This is a genomic window from Plantibacter sp. AC185, assembly GCF_979258065.1.
Window position 1 is genome coordinate 2,674,665 of sequence record NZ_OZ409831.1, and the last position, 16,194, is coordinate 2,690,858.

A 16,194-nucleotide genomic window follows, 5' to 3' on the forward strand; every position below is an offset into this window, starting at 1 on the left:
ACCGATCGTCCTGCGCCGGTCGTTCGGCTGGGGCGTGCGGGCAGCGCGTCCGGGGTGCTATGACCGCGGCGGCTTCGGCGTCATCGCCTTGAGTGTCGCCTCCTCGGCGTCGATCGCCGCCAGGACCGCGGCGACCGCCGGTTCCTGGTAGCGACCCTCGGCGCGCGCCGAGAGGAGCGCCTCGCGTTCCGCCGCGATCATCTGGCGGCGGAGTCGGGCGAACGCGACCGTGCGAAGCTCCGAGCCGTCACCCGTGTACTGCTCGAGGGCATTGGCCACGAAGCTCGCATTGGTCCGCAGACGGTTGAGCACCTGCTCCTCGTCCGCCTCGGTCGTCAGCTCGTCGAGGCGGTCCAAGCCGGCCGTCTGGACCTCCGCCATGAGCATCAGTTGCTCGACGCGCTCCTGGCTGTGGTTCGGCGGCGGGAGGTGCAGCGCGCGGATGATCCGGGGGAGCGCGAGCCCCGACAGGAGCGTGCCGACCACGACGACGAACGCCAGGAACTGCAGGAACTCGCGCGACGGGGTGTCCTCGGGCAGCAGGAACACGGCCGCCAGGGTCACCACGCCACGGACGCCGGCTGCGGAGACGGCGATCCCGTTGCCCCACGACCAGCTCCGCTCACGGAGCCGTCTCGGCCCGAGCCGGTAGATCGCCGTGACCGTCATCTCCCACACGAACCGCGAGACGATGAGCGCCGCGAGGACCCCGATGCTGATGAACACGGTCGGCCAGAGCCCCGGACCGGTCTGGATCGCCCCCTCGAGGATGCCGGCCAGGTTGAGCCCGATGAACAGGAAGACGGCGTTCTCGAGGAGGAACTGGATGGTGCGCCAGTTGAGCGACTCGGCGATGCGCGCCTCGGCTGACTGCACGATGGGTGCCCGGTAGCCGAGCAGTAGCCCGGCGGTGACGACCGCGAGCACACCCGAACCGTGGATCGCCTGCGCCAGGAGGAATGCGAGGAACGGGGTGATGAGGGAGAGGCAGGTGTCGAGGACTGGGGCGCGCAGGCGTCGGCGGACCTCGGACAGCACCCAGCCGACCGCGAGACCGACGCCGACGCCGGCGACGACCTCGATGACGAACTCGCCGGCGATCATGACCGGGTTGACGACGCTCGTGATGGCGAGGATCGAGGCGTTGAGTGCCACGAGTGCGGTGGCGTCGTTGAGCAGACTCTCGCCCTCGAGGATCGTCAGCACACGGCGGGGGAGCCCGAGTCGTCCGGCGATCGCGCTCACGGCGACGGCGTCGGTCGGCGCGATGACCGCCGCGAACGCGAACGCCGCCGCGAGGGTGATCGACGGTATGAGGAGCCAGCTGGCGAACCCGACCGACACGACGGTGAACGCGACCGCACCCACCGAGAGCAGGATGATGCCGTCGTTACGGGCACGGATGTCGATGAGGGAGATCCGGATCGCCGACGCGAACAACAGCGGCGGCAACAGGCCGTAGAGGATCAGGTCGGGTTCGATCTCGACGGTCGGAACGGCGGGGATGAACGACGCGACGCCGCCGACGAGCACCAGGGCCACCGGGGCGGAGACACCCGCTCGGCCGGACAGGCCCGACACGATGACGGTGACGACGACGAACACGACGATCCACGAGATGAGCGCGACGGGATCCATGTGGGGATTCTCCCACCTGGGAGGCCGTGGTCGTCCGTACGATCGTCCGAACTCCGGAGTGGCCGTGATCGGCACCGGTTCCGCACGCACGACGCCCCCGCACGGTCAGGCCGTGCGGGGGCGTCGGGTGGAACGGTGAGGCGGCTCAGCCGCGGCGGTTGGCCGCGCTGCTGGAGCCGCGCTGCTCCGCACCGGTCTCGCGGGTGCGGAGACCGAAGCGGTAGGTGAGCTTCTCGGTGGAGTGACCGCGGCCGTGGACGGCGGTGCCCGCTGAACGGTTGGAGGACGCTGGGGTCCGAGTCTGAGTGATGGACATGGTGGTTCTCGATTCTGGTGTTACGGATGATGGATGGGCCGGTTCCAGAGGGGGAATGCGATGACGATCGGTGCAGGTCGCATGGATGGAGCGACGAGACCGTCCGGTATGCAGCTGCGCCGAGATTCGGCTGCGCTGGTCGGCTGGGGCCGTCCGGTGGATCGTTCTTCGCCGCTCTGGAGGGCGGCTGGTGGTGTCGTGTCGGGAGCATCGGCGTATCCGTGGAGGTGTGGACTCTGCACACGGAAGCCGGTTGTGACATCGGCACTCGAGGAACGAACATACGCGACCAAGCTGAGAACAACCTGGGAATGCCTGGCGTCAGTGCTTGCGCGGGTCGATGCCCGAGGTCAGACCCGAGCATCGACCGGCGGTGTCGCAGAGCTTCGGGCCACCGCACCTAGGGGAGGGGTGGCCGTATCTCCCGCGCACCCGAAGGGATATCGGGCTCGGGAGGCCGGAGGGTGATCGCGGGGGACGATCGGTTACCGGTGGAGGCGTTGGAAGAACTCCAACACAATATATATTAACAGCTCAGCGTTGCGTGTTGCTGTGGGATTCCTGGGAGTGCTCAGTCCGTTGCGAGGAGGCGCAGAATCCGCGCGGTCTCGGTCGCGACCGCGCTGCGACCGGCGCGGACGTAGGTGCGGGGGTCGACGAGCTTCGGCTGGTCGTCGAGGACGTCGCGCACCGCCCGGGTGAACAGTCCGTTGAGGTGCGTCGAGAGGTTGATCTTCGTCATCCCGGAACGCACCGCCGCGCGGAGCTCGTCGTCGGGGAGTCCGGAGGAGCCGTGCAGCACGAGCGGGACGGGCACCTCGCGGCGGAGCTGCGCGATCAGCGCGTGGTCGACGGCGGCCTCCCGGCTCGTCATCGCGTGCGAGGTGCCGACGGCCACGGCCAGGGCGTCGACGCCGGTCGCTGCGACGAACGCGACGGCCTCTGCCGGCACCGTGCGCGCGCCCGGAGCGTGGACGCCGTCCTTCCCGCCGACCTCGCCGAGCTCCGCTTCGACGGCCACGCCGCGCGCGTGGCAGAAGTCCACGATCTCCTTCGTCGCGCGGACGTTCTCGTCGTACGGCAGGGTCGAGGCGTCGAACATCACGCTGTCCACGCCGAGCTCGACGCCCTCGCGCACGAGCTCGGCCGACTCGACGTGGTCGAGGTGGACGAGGACCGGGACCGTCGCTGCGCGGGCGATGGCCAGTGAGGCGAGCGTGATGGGGGCGAGCGACCCGTGGTACCGCACGCAGTTCTCGCTGATCTGCAGGATGACCGGCAGCCCGGCCTCCTCGGCGCCGGCGACGATCGCCTCCGCGTGCTCGAGGAGGACCACGTTGCACGCCGCGATGCCGGCGTTCGAGGCCGAGGCGTTGGCGAGGAGCGTGGTGAAGTCGAGGGCGGTGGTCATTCGGTTGCTCCAATGGGGTCGGGTGCGGCGGGTGCGTCGAGGAATCGGTGGAAGGCGGCGAGGTCGATCGCGCCGGCGATCGGTTCGAGCACGGCCGCAGCACCTGCCGCCGCCGCCGTGCGGAGTGCCTCGGGAAGTGTGGCTCCCGCGCGGAGTGCTGCGACCAGGCCGGCCGTGGCGGCATCGCCGGCGCCGGTCGGGTTGCCGCTGACGCCGGGGACGGCCGGGACCTCGTGGGCACCATCGGCGTCGCCGGCGGTGAGGCCGTCGGCCCCACGGGAGATGACGACCGCGCGGGCGCCGAGCGCAAGGAGTGCCGCGCGAGCCGATGCGAGGTCGGCGGCGCCCGTAGCCTCGAGGGCCTCGTCGAGGTTGGGTTTGAGGATCGTCGCACCGGCGCGGGCCGCGGCGAGGAGTGCCGTGCCGCTGACGTCGACGATCACGGGGACGCCGGCGTCGTGCCCGGTTCGGACGAGCGCTTCGACGACGGCGTCGGGCGTGGCCGGCGGGAGCGAGCCCGAGATGACGAGTGCGCTCGCGTCGTGGAGGGCGCGTCGGAGCTCGGTCGTCAGGGCGGTCCACTCCTCGGTCGTCACGACCGGACCGGCCTCGGCGAAGAGGGTCGGATGGAGGATGCCGTCGACGACCGCGACCGTCGAGCGTGTCTCGGCGCGGAGCTCCACGACCCGGGTGGGGAGGTCGTCGGCTGTGAGGGCGTCCGCGAGCCAGGTGCCGGAGGCGCCACCGAGGGGGAGCACCTGCAGAGTCGGGACGCTGAGCGACTCGAGGACGCGGGCGACGTTCACGCCCTTCCCGCCGGCACGCCGCACGACGGACTGGACGCGTTGCGTGACCCCGAGCTGCTGCTCGGCGACCGTGTAGGTGATGTCGACGGCCGGGTTCGGCGTCACGACCACGACGCGACGCGGCGCGGGCGTGGTCGTCATCGGGCTGCCACCAGTCGGCGCGCGAGGATCCCCGCACCGACCGTGGCCGCCTCGTCGCCGTGACGAGCGGGCAGGAGCTGCGGGACACGGACGACGTCGAGCCGCTCGCGGAGTCCGTGCTCGAGCGGTTCGAAGAGGGCGGCTCCGGCGAGGGCGAGCCCACCGCCGATCACGATGGCGGTGGGTGCGGCGACGACGGTGATGCCGGCGAGGGCCTCGGCGAGTGCATCGACGGCGTCGTTCCAGATGGCGATCGCGGCGGCGTCACCACTGGCGACGGCGTCGGCGACGGTCTTCGCGTCGCGGGCGCCCGCACGTCGTGCGATGCCGCCCGCTGAGGCGAGTTCCTCGACCCGGAGCCCACGATGCGGGCCGTCCTGGATCACGCGCTGGCCGATCTCGCCGGCCCAGCCGCCGCCGGCGAAGGGGACGCCGTCGATGACGAGCGCCGAGGCCAGACCGGTTCCGACCGGTACGAACGCGATCGTGCCCGTGACGTCGGCTGCAGCGCCCGAGACCGCTTCCGCCAGCGCCCCGGCGCGGACGTCCTGCCCGAAGGCCAGCGGGACGTCGAGCGCGGGACGGAGGAGCTCGGGGAAGGCGAGGTCGCGCCAACCGAGGTTGACCGCGTGGATGCAGACGCCGTGCTCCTCGTCGACGACGCCGGGCACGACCACCCCGACGGCCGCTGGGGCCGCGACGCGGCTCGCGGCGGCGACGAGTCCGAGGACGATGTCGCGAGTCAGGACACCCGAGGTGTCGCCCGAAGGCGTCGCCTCGCGCCAGCGCCCGAGGACCGTGCCGTCGGCATCCGTCAGTGCGGCTTTGATCCCGGTCCCGCCGACATCGATGCCGAGGACCGCCCGCTCGGTCACGGCGTCAGGATGACGGAGCGCGTGAGCGAACGGGGGTGGTCAGCATCGAGGCCGCGGGCCTCAGCCAACGCGACCGCGAAGCGCTGGGCGACGACGAGCCCGGCGATGGGGTCGAGGTCGTGCTGCACGAAGGTCGCTCCGGTGGCCGCGACGTCCTCCGGCAGGCCGGCGGGTGTCGGGCCGAGGGACCAGACGAGTCGGCCGGGCTGCGCGATCGCGATAGGACCGTGGCGGTAGTCCATGGCGGGGTAGGACTCCGCCCAGAATTGTGCCGCCTCCCGGGTCTTGAGCGCGGCCTCGAAGGTGAGGCCCACGGCGTGCCCGAGTCCGATGAAGGAGACCTGGTCGGCGGCGAGGTACTCGTCGATCGGGATCTGCAGCGCCCGCTCGGCTTCCACGGCGAGTGCCTCGACGTCGTGTCCGAGCGAGCCGCGGAGGAGCGCGAGCGTCGTCGTGGCGAAGCGGGTCTGGACCACGGAACGCTCGTCGGCGAAGGGGAGGGCGATGACGTGTGCCGCCGGAACGGTCGCGGGGGAGTCGTCGACCGCGGTGATGAGGACGGTGGTGACCGAGTCGCCCACCGCCTCCAGCAGGTGCACGATCTCCGTGGTCGTGCCGGAGCGTGAGATGGCGACGATGCGGTCGTAGTCGCGGATGCCGGGGAACTCCGAGCCCGCGAACGCGTCCGTGATGCCGAGCCCCGCCTGTTCGCGCAGCACGGCGTAGCTCATCGCGATGAACCAGCTGGTGCCGCACCCGACCACCGCGACGCGCTCACCTGGCTGCGGCAGTACGGCGGCGGCCTCCGGCACGAGGGCGGCGGCGGTGCGCCAGGATTCGGGCTGCGACGCCAGTTCGGCGGCGACGAAGGTCTCGGGCATGACGTGCCTTTCACGTGAGGGGACGCGATCGCAGCGTGGCGATGCGTTGCCGCAACCATACCGGATCGAATCTGATCGATACCAGTGCAAATCGTCAGAATCAATCAGACAGGCGCTGGCTGAGCGCCCATATGATGGTCACAGTACGCCCGACCCGACCGGAAAAGCAGGACAGATGACGCAGCAACAGCGACTCAACGCCCTGCTCGAGCTCGTGAGCGAACGCGGCAACGTGACGATCGCGGAGATCGGCGAAGCGCTCGGCATCTCCGCGGCCACCGCTCGTCGCGACCTGACGGCACTCGCCGAACAGCGACTCGTCACGCGGACCCACGGCGGTGCCGCCGCCCTCGGCACCGGCTACGAGCTGCCGCTGCAGTACAAGATCGCCCGCCAGGCCGACGCCAAGATGGCCATCGCGAAGGCCACGGCCGCCCTGATCAACGTCGGCGACGCCGTCGGACTCAACGGCGGTACCACCACGAGTGAGGTCGCGCGCGTGATCGGGCGGAGTGAGCACCTCGTCCGTTCGGACGGCGACGCCTCGGTCACGATCGTGACGAACGCGCTCAACATCGCCTTCGAACTGTCCGTGCGCTCGCACGTGAAGATCGTCGTGACGGGTGGCGTCGCACGACGCCAGTCCTATGAACTCGTGGGCTCGCTCGTCGCTGGGGCGCTCGCCGAGATCGCCCTCGACGTCGCGATCCTGGGCGTCGACGGCCTGAGCGCGCAGTTCGGCGCCACCACCCTCCACGAGGGTGAGGCCTCGGTGAGTCAGGAGTTCGTCAAGGTCGCGAAGCGGGTCATCGTGGTCGCCGACAGCACCAAGATGACGAAGGCGACCTTCGCCCGCATCTGCCCGCTCGACCGCATCGACGTGCTCGTCACCGACCAGCCGGTGGATCCGACGCTCGCCGACGCCCTGGCCGCGGCCGGCGTCGAGCTCATCATCGCTGCCTGAGTCCTCTGCGGTCGCCGACCGGCGAGTCGCCCTGCTGGTCACTGAGTCGCCCCCTCCGGCCATTGAGCCGCTTTCCGGTCACTGAGCCGCGTTCCGGTCACTGAGCCTGTCGAAGTGCCGCACCCTCCCGGTCGTTGACCCCTCCTCTCGGCCGCTGAGCCATCCCCCTTCCGGTCACTGACCCGCCCTTCCGGTCACTGAGCCGCCCTCCCGGTCACTGAGCCTGTCGAAGTGCGACCCCGCTCCCCATGTTTCCGCGCGGTAAAACCTCTCCACATCGGCCGCTCCGCACTTGCGTCAGCGCTGTGATCGCCTATTGTCATTTCATGATCGTTTTGGCATCATATGAATCAACTTCACGCAAGGAAGCGGATGTGATCGAGTGAGCACTGCACCAGCCACCACCCCAGAAGGCCTCCGGGTCGCCGTCATCGGCACCGGCCAGCGGGCCTACATCGCCGAACACGTCGCCACGAGCCCCACGTCCGCATCGGTCGTCGCGGCGGTCGACACCACCGAGATCGGTCGCGGTCGGGCACGGCAGCTGTTCGGCGACGACATCGAGGTGTTCGACTCCCACGAGGCGCTCATCGCGCAGGGCGGTATCGACGCGGCGATCGTGACGACGCCCGACTGGACCCACAAGGAGATCGCGGTCGACCTGCTGCGCGCCGGCATCGCCGTCTACCTGGAGAAGCCGCTCGCGATCACGCTCGACGACGCCGACGCGGTCCTCCAGGCCGCCTACGAGTCGCGGACGCCGCTCTACGTCGGGCACAACTTCCGGCATGCGGCCGTCGTCCGGCTCATGCATGAGGTCATCGAGCGCGGCGAGATCGGCGCGGTCAAGTCCGTCTGGGTGCGTCACTTCGTCGGCAACGGCGGCGACTACTACTTCAAGGACTGGCACGCCGACCGCTCGCGCGTGAACACCCTGCTCCTGCAGAAGGCGAGCCACGACATCGACGTCGTCCACTTCCTCGCCGGCGCGTACACGCAGCGCGTCGTCGCGATGGGCGACCTCGCGGTCTACGGCGACATCGACGATCACGAGGACCGCAGCGGCCAGACCATGGCCGACTGGTTCTCCTACGACAACTGGCCGCCCGAGGCGCAGCGCGGCCTGAACCCCGTGGTCGACGTCGAGGACGTCTCGATGATGCTCATGACCCTCGAGCACGGGATCACCGCCAGCTACGAGCAGTGCCACTTCACTCCCGACTACTGGCGGAACTACACCGTCATCGGGACGCACGGTCGGCTCGAGAACATCGGCGACACCGCAGGTGGCACCGTCAAGGTCTGGAACCGTCGTCGCACCTGGAGCACCGAGGGCGACGTCGAGTACCCGATCGCGGGCGTCGAGGAGGGCCATGCCGACGCCGACCTCGACACGATGAACGAGTTCCTCGCCTTCGTCGCCGACGGCACCCCCACCACGTTGTCGCCGGTCGCCGCACGCCAGGCCGTCGCCGCCGGTTCCCTCGCCGCCCACTCGCTCCGCAACGGTTCGATCCCGCTCGACATCCCGCCACTCGACCCCGCACTCGTCGAGTACTTCTCCTCCCTCACCGCCAGCACCGCACCGCACTCCCTCGACGCCGCCGCCCGGTAGCGCACCTCGAAAGGACTCCAGTCATGCCTTCGCCGTTCATGAACCGCAACACCGCACCCGGCGGTCGCAACCGCCGCCGTGCCGTCCTCAGCGGCATCGGCCTCCTCGCCGCCGCCGCGCTCACCGCCGGCTGCAGCACCGGTGGCGGGGGCGCCACCGGTGGCGAGTACGCCGCCGCTCCGAAGGACCTCAAGGCCGAGATCACCTACGGCGTCTGGGACCAGGCCCAGGTCGAGGCGATCGACGCCAACATCGAGGCCTTCAACAAGGTCTACCCCGACATCACCGTCAACGTGAACGTCACACCCTGGGCCTCGTACTGGTCGAAGCTCCAGACGCAGGCCTCGAGCGACACCCTGCCCGACCTCTTCTGGTTGAACGGCCCGAACTTCCAGGTCTACGCGGCGAACGGCAAGATCGAGCCGATCACCGGCGCCGTCAAGGCGGGCGACATCGACCCGAAGAACTACCCCGAGGCACTGAACGAGCTGTACTCGCTCGACGACACCCAGTACGGCGTGCCGAAGGACTTCGACACGATCGGCGTCTGGGTCAACACGGCCCTTTTCGAGCAGGCCGGCGTCGCGCTGCCCGCCGACGGCTGGACCTGGGACGACTTCGACACCGCCGCGCAGGAGATCTCGACGAAGCTGAAGGATCAGGGTGTCTACGGCGCTGCCGGCGGCATGGACGGCCAGACCACCTACTACAACACGATCCTGCAGGCCGGCGGCGAGGTCATCAACGACGACCAGACCGAGTCCGAGTACGACAGCCCCGAGGCCCAGGAAGGGCTCCAGTTCTGGACCGACCTCATCGCGAACGGCTCATCACCCAGCATCCAACAGCTGACTGACACGCCGGCCGACCAGTGGTTCACCTCCGGCAAACTCGCCATGTACTGGGGTGGCAGCTGGCTGCGTCCGCTCGTCGGCGAGTCCGACGTCGCCGCCACCGCCCAGGCCTTCCCGCTGCCGACCGGCGAGGAGCAGGCGACGGTCATCCACGGTGTCTCCAACGTCGTCGCATCGGCGAGCAAGAACAAGCAGGCCGCACAGGCGCTGCAGGTGTTCCTGGCGAGCGAGGAGGCCCAGCAGCAGCAGGGCGACCTCGGCGCCGTCATCCCCGCGTTCACCGGCACGCAGCAGTCGTTCGTCGACTCCTACCCGACGATGAACCTGCAGGTCTTCCTCGACGCCCTCGACTACGCGAAGCCACTGCCGGTGTCTGAGAACACCGCCGCGTGGAACGCGCTCGAGGTCGAGCTCCTGCCCGACGCGTTCAGTGGCGACAAGCCGGTCGCCGACGTGGCGAAGGATCTCGCCGAGCAGATGAACGCCGCGCTGGCCAAGAAGTGACCGGTCAGACCGTGCTGCGCACCCCGTCGGCGCCGCTCTCCTCACCGAGAGCGGCCCGGCGGGGTGCCGCCCGCGGCGACGGTGCCTGGCCGTGGGTCTTCGTCCTCCCGCTCCTCACCGGCATCGGCGTCTTCTTCATCTGGCCGATGATCCAGACCGCCTACTACTCGTTCACCGAGTGGGGCGTGTTCGGCGGCACCACCTTCACGGGCGTCGAGAACTACGTCCGGCTGTTCGCCGATCCGAGGCTCTACTCCTCCCTCGGCAACACGCTGATCTACACGGCGGTGGTGCTCCTCGGCATCCCGATCGCCGTCTACCTCGCGAGCCTGTTGAACCTCCCGGGGCTCCGGTTCGCGAGCTTCTACCGGGTGCTCTTCTTCCTGCCGTACGTCGCGATGCCGACCGCCGTGGCCATCGTCTGGCGCATCATCTTCAACGGTGACTTCGGCATCCTCAACTACACGCTGTCGCTCGTCGGTGTCGACGGCCCTTACTGGATCAGTACGCCGGGCACCGCGATGTTCGCCGTGGCGATCGTCGGCCTCTGGTCGTCTCTCGGCTTCTCGATGATCATCCTGGCGTCCGGGCTCAAGAACATCGCACCGGAGCTGTACGAGGCGGCGGAGCTCGACGGCGCGACCCGGTGGCGGCAGTTCCGCTCGATCACGGTGCCGCTGCTCACCCCGAGCATCTTCTTCGTCACGATCATCACGGTCATCTCGAGCTTCCAGCTCTTCGACCTGCTGTACGCGATCCTCGGCAGCACCAACCCGGTGCTCCCGAAGAGCATGTCGCTCGTCTACTTCTTCTACGACCAGGGCTTCGTCCAGAACGACAAGGGGTATGCGGCGGCGATCGCGATCGTGATCTTCCTGATCATCGGACTCGTCACGCTCCTCCAGTTCCGGCTCCAGAAACGATGGGTCAACAATGACTGAGCAACTCACGGCCACAGCACCGCTCACCACCCGTGCCGTCACCGTTCCGGGTTCGGGTCGTCCGTCCGCCGCGTCCGCGCGACGCCGCGACGCCGGTCGGCCCGGCCAGCGGCGCGGGTCGCACGTCGTCGCCCACATCGTGCTCGGCGTCGGTGGCCTCATCATGGCGTTCCCGTTCATCTGGCAGATCATCATGTCGCTGTCGACGAACGCGGAGGTGCAGAGCGTGGTCCCCACGTTCTGGCCGGCCGAACTGCAGTGGCAGAACTACGCCGCGGTGTTCGAGCGCCTCCCGTTCCTCGATCAGCTGCGCACCTCGATCGTCATCACGGTCATCAGGACGCTCGCGCAGATCGTCCTCTGCACGATGGCGGGGTACGCGTTCGCTCGGATGCGGTTCCGGGGGCGCGCGGTGCTGCTCGCCGTGACGCTGTCGATCCTCATGGTGCCCTCGCAGGCGTACCTCATCTCGCAGTACCAGATCGTGCAGGGCTTCGGTTGGCTGAACACCACGCTCGGCATCGTCGCACCCGGCCTCTTCAGCGCGTTCGGCACCTTCCTCATGCGGACGGCGTTCCTGAACCTGCCGACCGAGCTCGAGGAGGCGGCACGGATCGACGGCGCCGGGCCGTTCCAGATCTTCTGGAAGATCATGCTGCCGCTCGCGAGGCCCAGCATCAGCGTCCTCGCGATCACGACCGTGCTGTGGTCGTGGAACGAACTGCTCTGGCCGCTCGTGGTGTCCACCTACGCGAACTCGATGCCGCTCGCCGCCGGTCTCGCGACGCTCTCGAGTGACAAGACGACGGACTACCCGGTGATGATGGCGGCGTCGATCCTTGCGATGGCACCGGTACTCATCCTGTTCATCGTGCTCCAGCGCCGGGTGATCGACGGGCTGGCGTTCTCCGGGCTGAAGTAGCACTTCGACAAGCTCAGTGACCGGGTCTCTGCGCTGCTTCCGGTTCCTGAGCTTGTCGAAGGGCGTGACCGGCGGGGCGTCACGCCTCGCCGGTGCTCCACCAGGAGGCGATCGGCGTCCCGTTCACGACGTGGTCGCCGATCGCCCTGGCCTTGAAGCGGGACGGGTTGTGTGAGGCGATCGTGCGGGCGTTCCGCCAGTGCCGGTCGAGCGCCCGGTGCGTCTCGACGGCGCTCGCACCGCCCACGTCGAACAGGGCGGTCGCGGCGTCGAGCACGGCGGGCAGGATCACCAGCTGCGCGCGCGCCGTCGCGAGTTCGACGGCGGCGATCCGTTCCTGGACGAGATCCGGGTCGGCACCGAGGATCGCCGCGCTCGAACGACCGAGTGCGGTCGTCGCGGCGGCCAGGGCGGCGTCGGCGGCGAACGACTTCGCCGACAGCTCACCGACGACCTCCTGCACGATCGGGTCGGCCTGGGCGGTCGACGCCGCACCGTGGCTGTAGGTTCTGGTCCGCGTCCGGACGAACGCACCGGCGTCGTCGACGATTGCGCGGCCGATGCCCGTCACCGCCGCCAGCAGGACCAACTGTACGAACGCGCCGCCGTGCGAGGGGCGTTCCGGCTCGCGTCGGGTCACCGCCGACGCGTCGACGGCGACCTCCGTGAAGACGGTGGTGCCGCTGCCCGTCAGCCGCTGTCCGAACCCGGTCCAATCGTCGATCCGATCGACACCCGCGGCCTCCGTCTCGACGAGCACCGAGACGAACTCGCCGTCCTGCTCGGCGGCGACCCCGACGAGGTCGGCGAACAGCGTCCCCGTGCTGTAGAACTTGGTCCCGTTCAGTCGGAGACCGCCCGGCGTCTCGGTGAGCCGGGTGGCGAGGGAGCCCACCTTCGCGGTCGACCGCTCGTGGCTCGCGTTGCCGACGATGGCTCCGTCGGCCAGCCGGGCCAGGCGCGCCTCGCGGTCCGCGGACGCCGGCGCGTGCAGGGTGCGGTCGATGTAGGAGAAGTGGGATCGGAACAGCTGCGCGAGGTTCGGGTCGCGTCTGGCCAGCTCGGCGAGCAGCTCGAACAGCTCGCCGTGCGTGGCCTCCTCGCCGCCATACCGTCGCGGCAGCGTCACGCGGGGGAAGCCCGCTTCACGCAGCGCCTCCACCTCGGCATACGGCAGCCGGCGCTCGCGTTCCCGCTCGACGGCGTCCCGCCCGAGCTCGTCGAAGAGCGGTGCGAAGCGCTGCGCCAGGTCCCGGTCGATCGTCGCCGTCTCGCTCATGCCTGCTCTCCATCCGCCGGAACGGGCTCGGTCTCGGGCCGCGCCCCCGGAGCCTGCCACTCGGGCAGGGTGCCGTTGAGTTCGAACTGCCCGAGTGCCGCCGAACGCTGCACGGCGGGATTGTGGGAGGCGATCGTCCGGACGTTCCGCCAGTGCCGGTCCAGCGCGGTCGACCGGCCGACGGCGGAGGCACCACCGACCTCGAACAGGCGGCTGAGGGCATCGAGGACGAGCGGGAGGACGACCTGCTGGACGCGGAAGACCTCCAGGAGCGCCGAACGCGCGGCGTCGGGATCGGTGGCCGGTTCCTCCAGGGTCCGAGCAGACGCGAGGACGAGCGCGCGGGCCGTGTGCACGACGCTGCTCAGCTGGCCCACGATCGACTGCACGAGCGGATCCTCGCGTGGCAGGTGCTCGCCCGCGTGGCCGACGGTCCGTCGCCTGGCGCGCACATAGTCGACGGTGTCCTCGAGGGCACGTTGCGCGATGCCCGCCACCACACCGAGCAGGATGAGCTGTTGGAGGGCGCCCGTCCGGTGCCACCCCGCCGCGTCGCTGCTGTGAACGACGAGGTCGCGCGGGTCCACCGGCACGCGGTCGAAGGTGGTCGTCCCGCTTCCCGTCAACGGCTGTCCGAAGCCGTCCCAGTCGTCCACCGAGCGGGTGCCTGGATCGTGCGCGGAGACGGTCACCGCGACGCGGTCGGTCCCGTCGAGCGCGGACAGGTAGATCCAGTCGGCGTAGATGCTGCCGGTCGTGTAGTACTTCGTGCCGGTCACCGTGAGGAGTTCGTCGTCGCGGTCGAGGACGGTCTCGAGGTGTGCGGTCGCGTGCCGCTCCGACTGCGCGTTCCCGACGAGGTCGCCGGCGCTCAGCCGGGCGAACCAGTGCTCCCGATAGGCGGCGTCGGGCGAAGCGAGCAGCGCCTCGACGAACAGGATGTGTCCGCGCCAGACGTGCCCGAGGCTCGAGTCCGCCGCCGAGAGTGCGATGAGCCGCGCGAACAGCTGCTCGAGCGTGAGCCCGCCGCCGCCGGACGCGACGGGCACTCTGGCAGCGGCGAAGCCCAGGTGCTTGAGCTCGGCGACCTCGTCGAACAGGAGGCGCCGGTCGGCCTCACGCGACACGGCGCCGCCGCGGATGGAGGAGAGGAACGAGTCGAAATCGTCGGTGCTCATCGGTGCAGCACCCGCTTCGCCAGCACGTTGCCGAGCAACTGGGCGAGCTGCACGAGCAGGACGAGCGTGACGACGACGAGTCCGACGACGATCCAGTCGAACCGCTGGTAGCCGTAGGTCATGGCGAGGTCACCGAGGCCGCCGCCGCCGAGCACCCCGGCCACGGCCGTCGCATCGACGAGGGCGACGAGGATGTAGGTCAGTCCGAGGATGAGTGGGCCGAGCGCCTCGGGTACGACGATCGTGAACAGCACTCGCACAGGGCTCGCCCCCATGGCCGCGCCGGCCTCGATGGCACCCGGTGAGACGGCGACGAGGTTCGACTCGGAGACGCGCCCGATGGCGACGCTCGCGACGAGGATGAGCGGGATCGTCGCCGGAAGCGGTCCGAGGCCGGTGCCGAACACGAGCCGCGTGAGCGGGATGAGCGCGATCGCGACGATGAGGAAGGGCACCGGTCGGATGACGTTGATGATGAAGTTCAGGACGCCGAACACGACGCGGTTCTGCAGGAGGTTGCCGGGCCGGCTCGCATAGAGCAGGAGGCCCAGCAGGATCCCGATGACCGTCGCGACGGCGAAGGAGACGGAGACCATGAGGCCGGTCTCCCCGATGGCCTTGAGGAGACGCGGGAAGAACGCGTCGGGATCGAAGTCACGCATGGGTGTGCTCCTTCAGGGAGTCGGGGTCCTCGGCGAGCGGTTCGTGCCCGGCGGCGATCGGTCCGTGTTGCCCCACGCCCGGTCCCTGAGCTTGTCGAAGGGCGTGCGCAGGGTCGATCGCGGTGACGGTCGCCGTGGCTCGGAGCCCCGCGATGGCGGCGTCCACGCGGTCGTCCGGTCCGAGCAGCTCGACCGTGAGACTGCCGAACAGTCGCCCCTGGAGTTCGTCGACGCCGCCGAACACGACGTTGAAGTCGATGTCGTTGTCGCGGGCGACCCGCGAGAGGAACGGGTGGTTGGTGTCGCGGTCCTCGACGTGCAGCTGGACGAGGCGCCCGTGGTGCACCGCCCGGATCTTCGCGAGCACCTCGTCGGAGGGGATGTGGTGGAGCACCGACGAGACGAAGCGTCGCGCGGTCGCGGTGCGTGGTGCCGAGAACACCTCGTACACACTGCCCTGCTCCACCACCTCGCCGTCCTCCATGACGGCGACCCGGTCGGCGAGTTCGCGGATGACGTCGATCTCGTGGGTGACGAGCAGGATCGTGACGCCGTACTCCTCGTTCACCCGCCGGAGGAGCTCGAGGACCTCGCCGGTCGTCTGCGGGTCGAGGGCGCTGGTCGCCTCGTCGGAGATGAGGATCTCGGGGCGGGTGGCGAGGGCGCGGGCGATGCCGACCCGCTGCTTCTGCCCGCCGGAGAGTTGCGACGGGTAGGCGAGGGCCTTGTCGCTCAGCCCGACGAACGCGAGCAGTTCTTCGACGCGGTCGAGGATCTCGGCGTCCGGCACCTTCGCGAGTTTGAGCGGGTAGGCGATGTTCTTGTAGACGGTCCGGGACTCCAGGAGGTTGAACTGCTGGAAGATCATGCCGATCCGCTGACGGGCGGCGTAGAGCGCCTGCCCGGCGAGCGCGGAGATCTCGAGGCCCTCGACGACCACCCGCCCGCTCGTCGGCCGCTCGAGGGCGTTGACGGTGCGCAGGAGCGTCGACTTCCCGGCGCCGGAGTACCCGACGATGCCGAAGATCTCACCCCGCTCGACCGTCAGGTCGACGTGGCGCAGCGCCTCGAAGGCACGGCCCTTCACCTCGAACGTCTTGCTGACGTCCTCGAAGACGATTGCTGTGTTCATCACCTGCTCCTCTCGCGGGAGGGCCGTCCGGGAGACCCCGGACGGCCACTGCGTGGTGGCGGCCGGTCATCGCGG

15 protein-coding genes are annotated in these 16,194 nt (G+C 69.6%); 5 read left to right on the forward strand and 10 right to left on the reverse strand.

What is annotated here, in order from left to right; all coding sequences use genetic code 11:
• Positions 1-57: 57 nt before the first annotated feature.
• The 6 genes from ACZZZB_RS12680 to ACZZZB_RS12705 all read right to left on the reverse strand — a co-directional run bounded on the left by ACZZZB_RS12680 (position 58) and on the right by ACZZZB_RS12705 (position 6,068).
• A complete protein-coding gene (locus tag ACZZZB_RS12680; RefSeq protein WP_064296856.1) occupies positions 58-1,638 on the reverse strand; it encodes a cation:proton antiporter in 1,581 nt (526 codons plus the stop codon).
• A gap of 145 nt (positions 1,639-1,783) precedes the next feature.
• Positions 1,784-1,954 carry a hypothetical protein gene (locus ACZZZB_RS12685; RefSeq protein WP_153303529.1) on the reverse strand — a complete coding sequence of 57 codons (171 nt, stop codon included), beginning with the start codon at positions 1,952-1,954 and terminating at the stop codon, positions 1,784-1,786.
• 571 nt (positions 1,955-2,525) lie between these two features.
• Positions 2,526-3,365: a class II fructose-bisphosphate aldolase gene (locus tag ACZZZB_RS12690; protein WP_463529857.1), complete on the reverse strand. Its 840-nt coding sequence runs from the start codon at positions 3,363-3,365 to the stop codon at positions 2,526-2,528.
• Positions 3,362-4,312: a 1-phosphofructokinase family hexose kinase gene (locus ACZZZB_RS12695; protein WP_463529858.1), complete on the reverse strand. Its 951-nt coding sequence runs from the start codon at positions 4,310-4,312 to the stop codon at positions 3,362-3,364. The genes ACZZZB_RS12690 and ACZZZB_RS12695 overlap by 4 nt, the downstream gene beginning before the upstream one ends.
• Complete coding sequence (locus ACZZZB_RS12700; RefSeq protein ID WP_192019174.1) at positions 4,309-5,187, reverse strand: ROK family protein; 879 nt, start codon at positions 5,185-5,187, stop codon at positions 4,309-4,311. The genes ACZZZB_RS12695 and ACZZZB_RS12700 overlap by 4 nt, the downstream gene beginning before the upstream one ends.
• A complete protein-coding gene (locus ACZZZB_RS12705) occupies positions 5,184-6,068 on the reverse strand; it encodes an SIS domain-containing protein (protein ID WP_159876038.1) in 885 nt (294 codons plus the stop codon). Before ACZZZB_RS12705 ends, ACZZZB_RS12700 begins: the two co-directional genes overlap by 4 nt.
• Positions 6,069-6,243: 175 nt before the next feature.
• Between ACZZZB_RS12705 and ACZZZB_RS12710 the strand changes: the two genes are divergently transcribed.
• From ACZZZB_RS12710 to ACZZZB_RS12730, 5 genes are all read left to right on the forward strand, one after another.
• Positions 6,244-7,032 carry a DeoR/GlpR family DNA-binding transcription regulator gene (locus ACZZZB_RS12710; RefSeq protein ID WP_079706484.1) on the forward strand — a complete coding sequence of 263 codons (789 nt, stop codon included), beginning with the start codon at positions 6,244-6,246 and terminating at the stop codon, positions 7,030-7,032.
• Between the two features lie 382 nt (positions 7,033-7,414).
• The gene (locus ACZZZB_RS12715; protein WP_463529859.1) at positions 7,415-8,647 is read left to right on the forward strand and encodes a Gfo/Idh/MocA family protein; all 1,233 of its coding nucleotides are present in this window, start codon (positions 7,415-7,417) and stop codon (positions 8,645-8,647) included.
• 23 nt (positions 8,648-8,670) lie between these two features.
• Complete coding sequence (locus ACZZZB_RS12720; protein ID WP_228501925.1) at positions 8,671-10,005, forward strand: ABC transporter substrate-binding protein; 1,335 nt, start codon at positions 8,671-8,673, stop codon at positions 10,003-10,005.
• Between the two features lie 11 nt (positions 10,006-10,016).
• The gene (locus ACZZZB_RS12725) at positions 10,017-10,946 is read left to right on the forward strand and encodes a carbohydrate ABC transporter permease (protein ID WP_463529860.1); all 930 of its coding nucleotides are present in this window, start codon (positions 10,017-10,019) and stop codon (positions 10,944-10,946) included.
• The gene (locus tag ACZZZB_RS12730) at positions 10,939-11,868 is read left to right on the forward strand and encodes a carbohydrate ABC transporter permease (protein ID WP_085513716.1); all 930 of its coding nucleotides are present in this window, start codon (positions 10,939-10,941) and stop codon (positions 11,866-11,868) included. The genes ACZZZB_RS12725 and ACZZZB_RS12730 overlap by 8 nt, the downstream gene beginning before the upstream one ends.
• A gap of 79 nt (positions 11,869-11,947) precedes the next feature.
• On the opposite strand, the gene ACZZZB_RS12735 is transcribed toward ACZZZB_RS12730, so the two are convergent.
• From ACZZZB_RS12735 to ACZZZB_RS12750, 4 genes are read right to left on the reverse strand one after another with little or no spacing between them, the layout of a single operon-like run.
• Positions 11,948-13,147, reverse strand: coding sequence for an acyl-CoA dehydrogenase family protein (locus ACZZZB_RS12735; RefSeq protein WP_192019178.1), 1,200 nt, complete (start codon positions 13,145-13,147; stop codon positions 11,948-11,950).
• On the reverse strand, positions 13,144-14,325 hold the full coding sequence (locus ACZZZB_RS12740) for an acyl-CoA dehydrogenase family protein (protein ID WP_192019179.1): 1,182 nt from the start codon (positions 14,323-14,325) through the stop codon (positions 13,144-13,146). Before ACZZZB_RS12740 ends, ACZZZB_RS12735 begins: the two co-directional genes overlap by 4 nt.
• Positions 14,322-14,987, reverse strand: a complete 666-nt coding sequence (locus ACZZZB_RS12745) for a methionine ABC transporter permease (RefSeq protein ID WP_071260563.1) — start codon at positions 14,985-14,987, stop codon at positions 14,322-14,324. The genes ACZZZB_RS12740 and ACZZZB_RS12745 overlap by 4 nt, the downstream gene beginning before the upstream one ends.
• The gene (locus ACZZZB_RS12750; protein WP_192019180.1) at positions 14,980-16,119 is read right to left on the reverse strand and encodes a methionine ABC transporter ATP-binding protein; all 1,140 of its coding nucleotides are present in this window, start codon (positions 16,117-16,119) and stop codon (positions 14,980-14,982) included. Before ACZZZB_RS12750 ends, ACZZZB_RS12745 begins: the two co-directional genes overlap by 8 nt.
• Between the last annotated feature and the right edge of the window lie 75 nt (positions 16,120-16,194).